Origin of the sequence: Bradyrhizobium sp. Arg816 (assembly GCF_029989365.1) — a bacterium.
Lineage (GTDB): Bacteria > Pseudomonadota > Alphaproteobacteria > Rhizobiales > Xanthobacteraceae > Bradyrhizobium.
On record NZ_JAPRAQ010000011.1, the window covers coordinates 180,691 to 195,204 of the forward strand.

At 64.6% G+C, this 14,514-nt stretch carries 11 protein-coding genes and 1 pseudogene; 6 read left to right on the forward strand and 6 right to left on the reverse strand.

What is annotated here, in order from left to right:
• Window positions 1-133: 133 nt before the first annotated feature.
• A complete protein-coding gene (locus OWC48_RS26230; protein ID WP_282522557.1) occupies window positions 134-625 on the reverse strand; it encodes an MmcB family DNA repair protein in 492 nt (163 codons plus the stop codon).
• Between the two features lie 293 nt (window positions 626-918).
• On the opposite strand from OWC48_RS26230, the gene OWC48_RS26235 reads away from it, so the two are divergent.
• Entirely contained in the window at window positions 919-2,616 is a 1,698-nt protein-coding gene (locus tag OWC48_RS26235) for an alpha-amylase family protein (RefSeq protein ID WP_282522558.1), read from the forward strand.
• A 166-nt stretch (window positions 2,617-2,782) separates the two neighbouring features.
• Here OWC48_RS26235 and OWC48_RS26240 read toward each other — a convergent pair whose 3' ends face one another.
• Window positions 2,783-4,387 carry an alpha-amylase family glycosyl hydrolase gene (locus OWC48_RS26240; protein ID WP_282522559.1) on the reverse strand — a complete coding sequence of 535 codons (1,605 nt, stop codon included), beginning with the start codon at window positions 4,385-4,387 and terminating at the stop codon, window positions 2,783-2,785.
• A gap of 173 nt (window positions 4,388-4,560) precedes the next feature.
• Between OWC48_RS26240 and OWC48_RS26245 the strand changes: the two genes are divergently transcribed.
• Window positions 4,561-5,241, forward strand: coding sequence for an MBL fold metallo-hydrolase (locus tag OWC48_RS26245; RefSeq protein ID WP_282522560.1), 681 nt, complete (start codon window positions 4,561-4,563; stop codon window positions 5,239-5,241).
• A gap of 3 nt (window positions 5,242-5,244) precedes the next feature.
• Here the strand turns inward: OWC48_RS26245 and OWC48_RS26250 are convergent, their stop codons facing one another.
• Window positions 5,245-5,613: a helix-turn-helix domain-containing protein gene (locus OWC48_RS26250; protein ID WP_282522561.1), complete on the reverse strand. Its 369-nt coding sequence runs from the start codon at window positions 5,611-5,613 to the stop codon at window positions 5,245-5,247.
• A 191-nt stretch (window positions 5,614-5,804) separates the two neighbouring features.
• On the opposite strand from OWC48_RS26250, the gene OWC48_RS26255 reads away from it, so the two are divergent.
• Window positions 5,805-6,107: a hypothetical protein gene (locus tag OWC48_RS26255; RefSeq protein ID WP_282522562.1), complete on the forward strand. Its 303-nt coding sequence runs from the start codon at window positions 5,805-5,807 to the stop codon at window positions 6,105-6,107.
• Between the two features lie 50 nt (window positions 6,108-6,157).
• On the opposite strand, the gene OWC48_RS26260 is transcribed toward OWC48_RS26255, so the two are convergent.
• Together OWC48_RS26260 and OWC48_RS26265 are read right to left on the reverse strand one after the other, a co-directional pair.
• A complete protein-coding gene (locus OWC48_RS26260; RefSeq protein WP_282522563.1) occupies window positions 6,158-7,330 on the reverse strand; it encodes a PHB depolymerase family esterase in 1,173 nt (390 codons plus the stop codon).
• Window positions 7,331-7,475: 145 nt separating this feature from the next.
• On the reverse strand, window positions 7,476-8,882 hold the full coding sequence (locus OWC48_RS26265) for an MFS transporter (protein WP_282522564.1): 1,407 nt from the start codon (window positions 8,880-8,882) through the stop codon (window positions 7,476-7,478).
• A 159-nt stretch (window positions 8,883-9,041) separates the two neighbouring features.
• On the opposite strand from OWC48_RS26265, the gene sthA reads away from it, so the two are divergent.
• From sthA to OWC48_RS26280, 3 genes are all read left to right on the forward strand, one after another.
• Complete coding sequence (gene sthA / locus OWC48_RS26270) at window positions 9,042-10,433, forward strand: Si-specific NAD(P)(+) transhydrogenase (protein ID WP_282522644.1); 1,392 nt, start codon at window positions 9,042-9,044, stop codon at window positions 10,431-10,433.
• A 273-nt stretch (window positions 10,434-10,706) separates the two neighbouring features.
• On the forward strand, window positions 10,707-11,942 hold the full coding sequence (locus OWC48_RS26275) for an LLM class flavin-dependent oxidoreductase (protein WP_247313092.1): 1,236 nt from the start codon (window positions 10,707-10,709) through the stop codon (window positions 11,940-11,942).
• Window positions 11,943-12,081: 139 nt separating this feature from the next.
• Complete coding sequence (locus OWC48_RS26280) at window positions 12,082-13,458, forward strand: cytochrome P450 (protein ID WP_282522565.1); 1,377 nt, start codon at window positions 12,082-12,084, stop codon at window positions 13,456-13,458.
• A gap of 113 nt (window positions 13,459-13,571) precedes the next feature.
• Here the strand turns inward: OWC48_RS26280 and OWC48_RS26285 are convergent.
• Window positions 13,572-14,412, reverse strand: a pseudogene (locus OWC48_RS26285) (SDR family NAD(P)-dependent oxidoreductase).
• Window positions 14,413-14,514 lie beyond the last annotated feature (102 nt).

A 14,514-nucleotide genomic window follows, 5' to 3' on the forward strand; every position in this document is an offset into this window, starting at 1 on the left:
CGTAGCGCCGTGCCCACCATCCCTGCTTCAATCGTGGTTGGTTGAAATGGTGGGCACGCTTCCGCCTTCGCTCTTTGAGCTACGGCGGACAAGTCGCTTTGCCCACCCTACGGCGTCCGCGCCCGCGGCGCCGCTATTCCCAAAAATCCGCGTGGCCCTGCGGGTCGACCAGACGGTTGATCCGCAAGGCTGCCGCCATGGCAAAACGCACCGTCATCTGCTTGCGCGTGGCAGCGGCGATCTTGTGCTCGGGCGCCTCGCAGTGCAGATGCGCGCCGTAGGCGTCCGCGATGATCAGGCCGGTGTCTTGCGGGAAGATCTCGCACGGCAGATCCTGCGTGAAGGCGAAGAACAGCCGATCGCAATGGGCGCGGTATTCGTGCCATTTCTGGTCGGCACGCAAATCCTCGACCGACGATTTGATCTCCACGATCCAGATCTCGCCGCGCTCGTTGAGCGCCACCAGATCGGCGCGCCGGCCCGACGGCAGCGGCAGTTCGCTGATGCAGGTAAAGCCGAGCGAGCGTAAGAGCCGCGCCGTGCCGCGCGCGATCGCCAGCGCCGTCTCGGACTGGCGGCGGTCGGGCGGCGGAACCAGGGCGATGTTGCGGGCGGTGCTGTCCATGGGGGGAGCTTAGCCGATTCCGGTGGGCCCGTCATTCCGGGGCGCGCGGCTTGTCCGCCGTAGCTCGAAGAGCGAAAGCGGAAGCGCGAGCCCAGAATCCATAACCACAGGGAGGAGTTGTGGGGCGAAGCCGGCAACCCCGAGTCTTCGCAAAACCACTCCCTGTGGCTATGGGTCCCGGGCTCGCGACTTCGTCGCGCCCCGGGACGACAGCGGAGCGCGGGAACCTCCCCTTCCCCACGCACTTATCACGCAGCCGCCGCACCTCGGCGGAGCATCGAGGCGGCGCGCGCATGATCGACGATCTCTGGTACAAGAACGGCGTGATCTACTGCCTCTCCGTCGGCACCTATATGGATGCCAATGGCGACGGCGTCGGCGACTTCAAGGGCCTGCTGCGGCGGCTCGACTATTTGCACGGCCTCGGCATCACCACGATCTGGCTGATGCCGTTCCAGACCTCGCCGGGCCGCGACGACGGCTACGACATCGCCGACTATTACAGCGTCGATTCCCGCTACGGCACGCTCGGCGACTTCGTCGAATTCACCCATGGCTGCAAACAGCGCGGCATCCGCATCATCATCGACCTCGTCGTCAACCACACCTCCGACCAGCATCACTGGTTCAAGGAGGCGCGGCGCGACAAGAATTCGCCCTATCGCGACTGGTATGTGTGGTCGGACAAGAAGCCGGCCGGCGCCAACAAGGGTATGGTGTTTCCCGGTGTGCAGAAATCGACCTGGACGCGCGACAAGGAAGCCGGCGCCTGGTTCTTCCACCGCTTCTACGATTTCCAGCCCGACCTCAACACCTCGAACCCGCGCGTGCAGGCCGAGATCCTGAAGATCATGGGCTTCTGGATCCAGCTCGGCGTGTCCGGCTTCCGCATGGACGCCGTGCCGTTCGTGATCGCCACCAAGGGCGCGAAGGTGAAGAAGCCGGTCGAGCAGTACGACATGCTGCGCGTGTTCCGCGAATTCCTGCAATGGCGGCAGGGCGACGCCATCATCCTCGCCGAAGCCAACGTGCTGCCGGAAACCGACATGGAATATTTCGGCCGCGACGGCGACCGCATGCACATGATGTTCAACTTCCACGTCAACCAGCATCTGTTCTATGCGCTGGCATCCGGCGACTCGCGTCCGCTGGCGAAGGCGCTGAAGGCGACCAGGCCACGGCCGGCCAGCGCGCAATGGGGCCTGTTCCTGCGCAATCACGACGAGCTCGATCTGGGACGCCTGACCAAGGCGCAGCGCGACATCGTGTTCAAGCGCTTCGGACCGGACAAGGACATGCAGCTCTACGATCGCGGCATTCGCCGCCGCTTCGCGCCGATGCTCGGCGGCGACCGAAGGCGGCTCGAGCTCGCCTACAGCCTGATGTGCACGCTGCCGGGGACGCCTGTCATCCGCTACGGCGACGAGATCGCGATGGGCGACGATCTCGCGCTGCCGGAGCGCAATTGCGCGCGCACGCCGATGCAATGGTCGACCGAGCCGCATGGCGGCTTCACCAAGAGCAACAAGCCGGCATGCCCGGTCATCGACACCGGCCCCTACGGCTACGAGCACGTCAATGTCGCGAAACAGCGGCGCGATCCCAATTCCATGCTGAACTGGACCGAGCGCATCGTCCGCATGCGCAAGGAGGTGCCCGAGATCGGCTGGGGCGACTTCGCGATCATTCCGACGCGCGATCCCGCCATGTTCATCATGCGCTACGACTGGCGCAACAATTCCGTGCTGTTCGTGCACAATCTGGATGAGAAGCCGCGCGAGATCGCGTTCTCGGCGGGATTGCCCGGCGACGCCGGCGCGCACCTGATCAACCTGCTCGCGGAGGATCACAGCCACGCCGACAAGCGCGGCCAGCATCGCGTCGTGCTGGAGCCCTATGGCTATCGCTGGTACCGCGTCGGCGGGCTGGATTATCTCTTGAAGCGGAGTGATATCGACGGGAATACGGCGGGCAACAAGCATCCGGGGTGATGTCGAGATGCCGTGGCCTGCACCGCTGCTTCAAGGATCGTCATTGCGAGCGTCGCGAAGCAATCCAGACTTTCGCCGCGAAAAGATTCTGGATTGCTTCGCTGCGCTCGCAATGACGGGGAGATAGCGGTGGCCACCTCTTAGCTCTGCTCTTGCGGGACGACAGCTAGGTATGTGGCTGCATCACCACCACGCCCTCGTTCCCGCGCAGGTCCAGCACGCCTTCCAGCCTCTCGCCCTCGCGATCCAGAAACGTCGACAGCAAGATCTCGCTGTCGAAACGGATCGCACTGGTGGTCACGGCGATCGGGTCGGGCCCGAGATTGAGCACGACGATCACCGCGGTGCCCTCCGCCTCGCGGCGATAGATCAGGAGATCGCCTTGCGCCGCGATCGGATGGTAGTCGCCCTCGACCAGCGCCGGAGATGCCTTCCGCAAGGCAATCAGCCGCTTGTACAGACTGAGGATCGAACGCGAATCGGCTTCGAGGTCGGCGACGTTCTCGTGGATATGGTCCTCCGGCAGCGGCAGCCAGGGCCTTACGCCGGAGAAGCCGCTGGCCGGCGACGCATCCCACTGCATCGGCGTCCGGCAGCCGTCGCGCCCGACGCCGATGCCGGGCACGTTCTTCTCGAAGGGATCGCGCACGTCCGCAGGCGCAATTGCCAGCTGATGCATGCCGATCTCGTCGCCGTAATAGAGCGTCGGCGTACCGCGCAGGGTCAGCAGCAGCATGGCGGCGACGCGGGCCTGCTCCGGCCCGACACGGCTTGCGACGCGCGGACGATCGTGATTGCCGAGCACCCAGTTCGGCCAGGCGCCCTTCGGCAGCGCCTTCTCGTAATCCTCGACGATTGTCTCGATCGAGCGCGCGCTCCAGAACGTCGAGAGCAGCGCGAAGTTGAACGGCATCTGCGCGCCGGTGAGATCGTTGCCGTAATAGGCCATCAGCCGGTGCAGCGGCAGATAGATCTCGCCGATCAGCACGCGGTCGCGATATGCATCCGTGACGCGCCGCATCTCGGCGATGACGTCATGCACCTCCGGCTGGTCGGTGGAGTATTGCGTCAGGATCTTCTCGTTCGGCGGCCGGCCCTCGACGTAATGCGGGTTCGGCGGGTTGTCGCGGAATTCGGCATCCTTGATCAGGTGCCAGATCACGTCGACGCGGAAGCCGTCGACGCCCTTCTCCAGCCAGAACCGCATCGCGTCGTAGATCGCCACGCGGACATCCGGATTGCGCCAGTTGAGATCCGGCTGCTCGGCAAGGAAGGCGTGGTAGTAATACTGACCTGCCGTCTCGTCGAACTGCCAGGCGCTGCCGCCGAATTCGGACAGCCAGTTGTTCGGGACCCCGCCATCGGCGGCCGGATCGCGCCAGACGTACCAGTCGCGCTTGGGATTATCGCGCGAGGACCGGCTCTCGACGAACCAGGGATGCTGGCTCGATGTGTGGTTCGGCACGAGGTCGAGGATCAGCTTCAGGCCGTTGTCATGCGCAGCCGCGAGCAGCGCATCGAAATCTTCCATCGTGCCGAACAGCGGATCGATGCCGGTATAGTCGGAGATGTCGTAGCCGAAATCGGCCATCGGCGAGGGAAAGATCGGCGACAGCCAGATCGCGTCGACGCCGAGCGATTTCACGTAAGGCAGCCGCCGCAAAATGCCGGCGAGATCGCCGACGCCGTCACCGTCTGTGTCCTGAAAGGAGCGCGGGTAGATCTGATAGAAGATGCCGTCGCGCCACCAATTGTCGCCGCCCTGAGCCATGCCGGAAAACCCACCCAAAAATCTGCGTCTCGCGCGAGTGAACGCGGAACGAACGCTGCGGTTCAAACCAGCAGGCGAATTGGGACGGCCGTGTGACGGTAGGTGCGGCCGTTCCGGGGCGAGGCACGAATCTTTTGCTTGGCGGCATGGCAAAAATCGGCATTGTGAGGCCCATGACCGAGCAAAATGACACCCAAGAGTCCTCGCAAGCCAAGGCCGGCGCGATCATCGTCCCCGTGACGCTGTTCGAGCAGAACTGCACCATCATCTGGGACGAGCCCGGCAAGAAGGCCGTGGTGATCGACCCCGGCGGGGACGTGCCGAAGATTCTGGACGCGATCAAGCAGACCGGCGTCACCGTGGAGAAGATCTGGCTGACCCACGGCCATATCGACCATGTCGGCGGCGCGGCCGAATTGCGCGATGCGCTGAAGGTGCCGATCGAGGGGCCGCATGTCGCGGATAAATTCCTGCTCGACAACGTGGTCGAGAGCGGCGCCCGCTTCGGCATGACAGGCGGCCGCAATTTCGAGCCGGACCGCTGGCTCGACGAGGGTGACAGTGTGTCGATCGGCGGGCTGCATTTCGACATTCTGCACTGCCCGGGCCACTCGCCCGGCAGCGTGGTGTTCTTCAACAAGGACTTGCGCTTTGCCCATGTCGGCGACGTGCTGTTTGCCGGCTCGGTCGGGCGCACCGACCTGCCTGGCGGCAGTCACGCCACGCTGATCAACTCGATCACGACCAAGCTTTTGCCGCTCGGCGACGACGTCGGCTTCATCTGCGGCCACGGCGCCGGCTCGAGCATCGGCCAGGAACGGATGACCAATCCGTTCATCACCGGTGAGATGTGAGCGTTACTCGGCGGCCTCCGCCAACGCTGCCGTCTCACTGAGGTTGCGCTCGCCCCATTCGCGGATCGCCGCAACGACCGGCACGAAGCTCTTGCCCTTGCGGGTCAGGCGATACTCGACCTTCGGCGGCACCTCGCCAAAATCCTTGCGGTCGATCAGGCCGCTTTGGGTCAGCGCCTTCAATTCGCGGCTGAGCACGCGCGGGGTGATCTCGGCGCTGCCGGCCATGCCGCGCAACAGGCCGCTCCTGATCTCGCCATAGCGGCGCGGACCGTCCCTGAGGTCCCAGACGATGCGGAGCTTGTACTTGCCGCTGATCATCTTCTGAAACGCAGCGACCGGGCAGGCGCGAGCCGGAATTGCCTTTGCCATGTCGTCTCCTCCATGCGCAGCCAGCCATTCTTGTTTTGACGCGTTTTCTTTACGCGAACCGGTATCCACTTCGCTCGAAAACGCTATGCGAAAGCGACGGCGAAAAAGTCCATACTATCAATTTTGTCCATACTTGCAGGGTCGCCTGCAAGGCGCAGATGATGGCGCACATGACGAACAGGGAGCGTCACATGAAGCACTTCATGATCAGGTACGAATTCAGGAACGGCACGACGCAAGCCTGGCACCAGGAGATCGGCCGCTTCATCAAGGCGATCGAAGGCGATCCGGAGTTGAAGGGGCGGATCGGCTATCGGGTCCTGAAGAACCGCGACGACGCCAGCTACTTCCACCTCGCCAGCGTCACCGACGAGGCCGCGCAAAAAGCGCTGCAATCGCGCGACTTCTTCAAGGCCTATCAGGAGATGACGCGGAAGGTCGCCGGCGGCGAGGTGACCGTGGCGCCGATCGAATGGATCGATCAGACGGCGTAGCCGTCATTCCGGGGCGCGCGACTACGTCGCGCCCCGGGACGACAGTGGGGTTACTTCATCAATCCCGCGGCGGTCAGCGCGCGGGTGATGATCTGGCCGAGATCGAAGCCGCGCGCCGCCGCGCGCTTCGGTTCGGCCGACTCTTCGGCGATTGCGGCACGGATCGAGCGGGCGAGATGCGGCGCGGGTGAAAGCGCCGGCTGCAACGTCCCGGGCCCGGCCTTCTTCCCGGCCGCGTCCGGAATCCAGCCGGTGAGGCCGAAGAACTTCGCGATGTGGTACGACGAGGAAATACCGGCCTCGATCAGGAACGCGCCTTCGATGCCGTAACGCTGATCATTGTCGGCGAGGCCGAGCGGCGTGCCGTGGGCCATGTCGGTGATGGCGTAGGACTCGACCAGCGTCTCGCCGTCCTTGTTCCACCAGGCCTGGCGCGGATAGCCGTCGACGATGGTCTCCGCCATCGGCACGGCCGGCAGATCGTGCAAATCGAGCCACTGCTTGACGATCTCGCTGGCGTTGCCGGGATTGACGGTGCGGTCGGCGCTGCCGTGCCACACCGACATCTTCGGCCAGGGCCCGCGATGGTTCGAGGCGCGCCGCACGAAATCGCCGAGCTCGCGCTCCGGCCGCGCCGGCGAATGAAACATGCCGTCCAGCGCCTCGCGCAGGTTCGAGGCGATGCCATAGGGCAACCCGGCGATCACCGCGCCGGCCGCGAAGACTTCCGGATAGGTCGCGAGCATCACCGACGTCATGCCGCCGCCGGCGGAGAGACCGGTGATGAAGACGCGCCTGGGATCGATGCGGTGCGCTTCGGCCATATGCGCGATCATCTCGCGAATCGACCGCGCCTCGCCGCCGTCCCGCGCAGTGTCTTCCGGATTGAACCAGTTGAAGCAGGTGTTGCCGTTGTTGACGCGCTGCTGCTCGGGCATCACCAGCGCGAAGCCGTAATGCTTCGCGAGCGTCGACCATCCCGCACCGAGATCGTAGCTAGCGGCGGTCTGGCCGCAGCCATGCAGCACGACGACGAGCGCGCGCGGCTTCTGGAGCTGCGCCGGCACGAACGCGAACATGCGCAGGCTTCCGGGATTGTCGCCGAAGCCCGTGACTTCTTCCAACGGGCTGGACACGTCCGCGCTCCGGCCGAATTCGGCAAGGCGCAGACCATCCACCTTTGGCAGATGTCTCAAGAGAGCAAGATTTTTGGCAAGCGACACGGCAACTCCTGGCAGGCGACGTTCAACGTTCACCCAAACCAAATAGTTGCTGCGGTGCAAAATAAAAAGCCCGTGTGCTGTCAATCACCCGAAATCACGCAGAAATCCGCAGGAATCCGCATAGATTAACCGCAATGCCTCAACTTCATGCAGAGACGCGGCGCATCCACGCCAGAAATGCGGCGCAGATCGTGATTAACGCCGCAAACACGGCGAGCGAAACGAACAAGCCTGCGCGCGCTGATTGCAGCGCTTCAACCGTGAAGAACACCGCGCCGATTGCGGCCACTCCGGCCGCATTTCCGATCTGCGCCGTCGTGCCGTACATGCCGGACGCCGAGCCTGCCGCGACAGGCTTCACCGTCGAGAGCACCGCACCGGATAGCGGCGCCATCACCAGCCCCTGCCCGTAGCCGAAGATGATCATGACGAGTGCAAGCAAGATCGGCGCTGGCGCATCGATATAACCTGTGACCAGCGCGAGTGCGGCGAGGCCCGCGATCTGCAGCATGCAGCCTTCGATCAAGACCTTGGTCCCGCGACGGCGCGCCCGCGCGCCGCTGTGACGCGATGCGACCACGAAAGCCAGCGCGAGCGGAATGAAGGCCATGCCGGCCGCGAGCGGCGGGATCTTCAGACCGCGCTGCATGAACAGCGTCATGACGAGATAGAACGAGAGATTGGCGACGAAGAAAAAGAACGCCGCGCCGAGCCCGCGCAGGAAGGCTGCGTCGGACAGCAGCGTCAGATCGATCAGCGGCATGCCGCCGGCGCGCGCCACCGCATGCTCGAGCTTCAAGAACGCGACAAGGATGGCGCCGCCGCTCGCCATCACGGCCCATAGCCAAGGCGCCCAGCCGACATCGTGACCGAACAGCAGCGGTCCGATCAGGCACAACAGCCCCGCGAACAGCACCATGCTCCCCTTGATGTCGAGCCGCGTGCCGGCCCGGCGCGGCACCGACGGCATGATGCGCCAGGCGGCGGCCGCAATGACGAGGCCGCAGGGCACGTTGACGAAGAACACCGAGCGCCAGCCGGTCCCGGCGAGGTCGATCGTGACCAGGAGACCACCGAGCAGGAAGCCCGCGGCGCCTGCGAGCCCGAGCACGATGCCGTAGATGGCGAAAGCGCGGCTGCGCTGTTCGTCGGTGAACAGCAGATGCAGTGTCGCCAGCACCTGCGGTACCATCAACGCTGCAGTCGCGCCCTGCGCCAGCCGCGCGATGATCAGCTCCGCGCCAGATTGCGCGAGGCCGCACCACAGCGAGGTCACCGTGAAGCCGAGCACGCCGGCCAGGAAGACATTCTTCGTGCCGTGGATGTCGCCGAGGCGACCACCGGTGACGACAAGTGTCGCGTAGGCGATCAGGTAGATTGCGATGACGGATTCGATCTGCGCCGGCGTTGCATGCAGATCGACCGCGATGGTCGGAATGGCGACGTTCACGATGAAGGCATCGACGCCGAACATGAACTGCGCGGCGACGACGATCGCCAGCACTCCCCAGCGGCGCGACGAATCGACTGGTTTTGTGACGGTTTGATGCATTTTCGCGCGAGCCTTCAGCGATTTATTTGCGCGCAAAACTCGCAGATCGGCGTCATCGGTGCGATTACCTCCGAGGTAGGACTTGCTTTCCCCTTGCCGCTTTGGCCCGATTGCTGCATGTCGGTTCCCACTGGGTTTGCGGGCGCGGAAGTCTTCCGGATGTACGACTACGACATGGTGGTGATCGGCTCGGGCCCGTCGGGGCGCCGGGCCGCGGTGCAATGTGCCAAGCTCGGCAAGGCCGTGCTGGTGGTGGAGAAGGGCCGGCGGGTCGGCGGCGTCTCCGTCCACACCGGCACAATTCCTTCAAAGACCCTGCGCGAGACCGTGCTCAATCTGTCCGGCTGGCGCGAGCGCGGCTTTTACGGCCGCTCCTACAAGGTGAAGCAGGACATCGCGGCGAGCGACCTGATGATCCGCTTGCAGAAGACGCTCGATCACGAGGTCGAGGTGCTCGAGCATCAGTTCAGCCGCAATCTGGTCCGCACCGCCAATGGCGAGGCGCGCCTGGTCTCGCCACACGAAGTGGAGATCACCAGCGCGATCGGCGAAGTGAAGGTGGTGTCGGCCGCTTTCATCCTGATCGCCTGCGGCACGCGCCCGTTCCGCCCGGACTACGTGCCGTTCGACGGCACCACCGTGCTCGACAGCGACGAGATCATCGAGCTGCCAAAGCTGCCGCGCAGCCTGGCCGTGATCGGCGCCGGCGTAATCGGCGTCGAATACGCCACGATCTTCAGCGCGCTCGACGTGCCGGTGACCCTGATCGAACCGCGGCCGACCTTCCTCGATTTCATTGACAAGGAATTGATCGACGAGTTCGTGCACGAGCTGCGCGACCGCAACGTCGCGCTGCGGCTCGGCGCCAAGGTCAACGCTATCGAGAAGACCGCGCAGGGTGGCATCGTCACGAACCTTTCGGACGGGCGGCACGTCACCACGGAAATGCTGCTGTTCGCGGCGGGGCGCGTCGGCGCGACCGACCGGCTCAACCTCGAAGCCGCCGGCATCGTCGTCGATCATCGCGGCCGCATCTCGGTCGATCCTGTCACCTTGCAAACCAGCGTGCCGCACATCTACGCCGCCGGTGACGTGATCGGCTTTCCGAGCCTCGCTTCCACCTCGATGGAGCAGGGACGCGTCGCCGCCTGCCACGCGCTCGGCATGGAGCCGCTCGCGCCGCCGGAGTTCTTCCCCTACGGCATCTATTCGGTGCCGGAGATATCGACCACAGGGCTCACCGAAGAAGAGGTGCGCACGCGCGGCATTCCCTACGAGGTCGGCATCGCGCGCTTCCGCGAGACTTCCCGCGGCCACATCATGGGGCTGAACAGCGGCATGATGAAGATGATCTTCTCGACCAAGACGCGCCGGCTGCTCGGCGTGCACATCCTCGGCGAAGGCGCCACCGAGCTGATCCATATCGGCCAGGCCGTGCTGAACCTCAAAGGCACCATCGACTATTTCATCCAGAACACGTTCAACTATCCGACGCTGGCGGAGGCGTACAAGATCGCCGGGCTGGATGCGTGGAACAGGATGACGCGGTGATGTTCTCTTACCTCTCCCCGCTTGCGGGGAGAGGTCGGATCGCTCTTGCGATCCAGGTGAGGGGGTACAGGTCTCACGACGATCTCATCTGCGGAGAGAGGCCCTCACCCCGCCCTCTCCCCGTAAGAACGGGGAGAGGGAGACGAGATACCTGATCTCGCCTCAGCACATATCTGCATTCCGCCGCGCGGGACATCGCGCGATTGCGTTCAGTGCCCCCACCACGTAGCCTCATCGCCTCAACAAACAGAAAATTCAGCCGGAGAGAACGCCATGGCGCGCCTGAAGTTCGGAGCCTTCCTTGCCCCGCATCACCCGATCGGGGAGCATCCGATGCTCCAGTTCCGGCGCGATCTCGACCTGGTCGAGCAGCTCGACGCGCTCGGCTATGACGAGTTCTGGTGCGGCGAGCACCATTCCTCCGGCTGGGAGATGATCGCCTCGCCCGAGATGTTTCTGGCCGCGGCCGGCGAGCGCACCAAGCGGATCAAGCTCGGCACCGGCGTGGTGTCGCTGCCCTATCATCATCCCTTCAACGTTGCCCAGCGCATGGTGCAGCTCGACCACATGACCGGCGGCCGCGCCATCTTCGGCTCCGGTCCCGGTGCGCTGGCGTCGGACGCGCACACGCTCGGCATCGACCCGATGACGCAGCGCGACCGCCAGGACGAGGCCATCGGCGTGATCCGCCGACTGTTCAACGGCGAGCGCGTCACCGCCAGGAGCGACTGGTTCACCATGAACGACGCCGCGCTCCAGATCCTGCCCTTGCAGGAGGAGATGCCGTTCGTGGTGGCCTCGCAGATCTCGCCCTCGGGCATGACGCTCGCCGGCAAATACGGCATCGGCATCATCTCGCTGGGCTCGATGACGACGCAGGGCTTGATGTCCCTGCAACAGCAATGGCAGTTCGCCGAGGACGCCGCCAAGAAGCACGGCACCAAGGTGGATCGGGCGAACTGGCGCGTGCTGCTGACCTGGCACCTCGCCGAGACCCGCGAGCAGGCCCGCCGCGAAGCCGGCGCCGGCCTGATGCGCTGGCACAACGAATACAATGTCGGCACGCTGCAGCGGCCGGGCCTGACCGCGTTCGCCTCACCCGACGAGGCCGTGGACAAGACCGCTTTCGTCGAGGGTGCGGCCTCCGTCATCGGCACGCCCGACGACCTCGTCAAGATGATCAAGAACGTGATGCAGGTGTCGGGCGGCGTCGGCGCCGTGATCGGCTTCGTGCACGATTGGGCCAACCCCGAGAATACCCGCCGAAGCTGGGACCTGGTGGCACGTTACGTCGTGCCTGAAATCAACGGCTATATCGACGGACTGCGCAAGTCGCAAAAGTTCGTGATCGAGAACCGCGCGATCTTCGAACGCGCCGGGCAGGCGGTGATGGCGAAGATCATGGAGAACGAGAAGGCCGCAGAGGCCCTGAAGGTCACCGGCGCCGGCCGCGTCGCCATTCCCGCCGTCAACGCCCCGGATTTGCAGAAGGAAGCGGCGAAGCGGTAAGGCCCGTTGGGACTACGCATGTAACGACGTTCACAAGAAAGACATACCGGCCTGTGCTATGCTGACCCCGGTCAGCTGGCGCGGGCCGTAGTCATCTGTGTTCGCGCGCCTGTTCGGTCGGTCAACCGGAGCAACCGTCATGTCGATGCAGAATGTGGCCGCCCCTGCGCTTCAGTTCACCGCGCCCAGGCGCAACGAGCTGACGCACATCCCCGGCGACGAGGGCTGGCCGGTCATCGGCAAGACCTTTCAGGTGCTCGCCGATCCCAAGGGACATATCGAGGCGAACGGCGCCAAATACGGCCCGGTCTACCGCACCCATATTTTCGGCGAGACCAATGTCGTGCTGCTCGGCCCCGAGGCCAACGAGCTCGTGCTGTTCGACCAGCAAAAGCTGTTCTCGTCGACCCATGGCTGGAACAAGGTGCTCGGCCTGTTGTTTCCGCGCGGCCTGATGCTGCTCGATTTCGACGAGCACCGGCTGCATCGCAAGGCGCTGTCGGTCGCGTTCAAGTCGGGGCCGATGAAGTCGTACCTGAGCGATCTCGACCACGGCATCGCCGCGCGCGTCGCGCAGTGGAAGGCGAAACCTGGCGAGATGAAGCTCTATCCGGCAATGAAGCAGCTCACGCTCGACCTCGCGGCGGCGTCCTTCCTCGGCGCCGATATCGGGCCGGAGGTCGACGAGATCAACCGCGCGTTCGTCGACATGGTCGCGGCCGCGGTCGCCCCGATCCGCCGGCCGCTGCCGGGCACGCAGATGGCGGCCGGCGTGAAGGGACGCAAGCGCATCGTCGCCTATTTCCGAGAGCAGATCCCGCTGCGACGCGGCAATCACGGCGGCGACGACCTGTTCTCGCAGCTCTGCCGGGCCACCCACGAGGATGGCGCCCTGCTCTCCGAGCAGGACATCATCGACCATATGAGCTTCTTGATGATGGCGGCGCACGACACGCTGACCTCGTCGCTGACCTCCTTCATCGGCGAGCTCGCCGCCAATCCGGACTGGCAGGATAGATTGCGCGCAGAGGTTCTTGCTTTGGGACTCGCACCGGGTTCGCCGAGCAGCTTCGACGACCTCGAAAAAATGCCACTGTCGGAGATGGCGTTCAAGGAGGCCCTGCGGATCAAGCCGCCGGTGCCGTCGATGCCGCGCCGCGCGATGCGCGATTTCACCTTCAAGGGTTTTACGATTCCGGCCGGCACCGCCGTCGGCGTCAATCCGCTCTACACCCACCACATGAAGGACATCTGGCCGGAGCCGGATCGCTTCGATCCCTTGCGCTTCACCGAGGAAGCCCAGCGCAACCGGCATCGCTTCGCCTGGGTGCCGTTCGGCGGCGGGGCGCATATGTGCCTCGGTCTGCACTTCGCCTACATGCAGGCGAAGTGTTTTGCGCGACACTTCCTGCAGAACATCGAGGTGTCGCTGGAGCCGGGCTACAAGCCAGACTGGCAGATGTGGCCGATCCCGAAGCCGCGGGACGGGTTGAAGGTGCGGGTGAAGGCGGTGTAGGCACCGCTCTCGTAGGGTGGGCAAAGGCGCGTAGTGCCCACCATTCCTCGCGAAGAAAGCATTGGTGGGCACGCTTCGCTTTGCCCACCCTACGGCGCCGTCGCCCACAGCGACTACGCCCCTTGATCGAACGCCTTGCGCATGGCGACGTAGCCCTGTTGCTGCTGGCTCCAGTTGCGGCCGCCGGTGACGGCGCCGTCGACGACGAGATCGTGTCCGTTGACGAAGCTGGATTCGTCGCTCGCCAGAAACACCGCGGCCTGCGCGATGTCATCAGGGAGGCCCGCGCGCGGGATCGGCTGTGCGGTCTTGAAGACTTCGCGCATCACGGCCGGCGTCGCCTCCGCGGCATCGGTCGCGAGCCCCAGCGCCTTGCCGAAAATGCCGGTCGCGATCGCGCCGGGCGAGATCGAGTTGACGCGCACGTTGGACTCGCCGAGCTCCATCGCCACGCATTTGGTGAGATGGATCACCGCCGCCTTGGCCGCGCCATAGACGACCGAGGAGGAAAAGCCGGCGAGACGGCCTGCGATGCTGCCATTGTTGATGATGCTGCCAGACCCCTGCTTCTTCATGACGGGCGCGGCATGCTTCATGCCGAGCATGACGCTGCGCACCAGGGTCGCCATCGCCGCGTCGAACCGCTCGACATCGAGGCCTTCAATGCCCCCGGGTCTGCGCCGGGCCGCCGGCATTGTTGAACAGGCAGTCGATCCGGCCGAACTTCTCCACCGCGAGCGCGATCAGCGCCTGCATCTGCGCTTCGACCGTCACGTCGGTCTGGCGAAAGATGCAATTGACCCCGAGCTGCTTCGCCAGCGCCTCGCCTTCCGGTATGCGCCGCCCCGCGATCACAATTTTGGCACCTTCGGCAACGAAGACTTCCGCGGTACGCAAGCCGATCCCGCTCGTCGCGCCCGTAATCACCGCAACCTTGCCATCCAACCTACCCATGGAATGTTCCTGTTTTCGAATGATTTGATGTCAAATGGCGGACGCCGATCGATCTCGGCGCCGCGACGGTCACTATTCCTGCCGGTCCGCGACAAGGCAAGC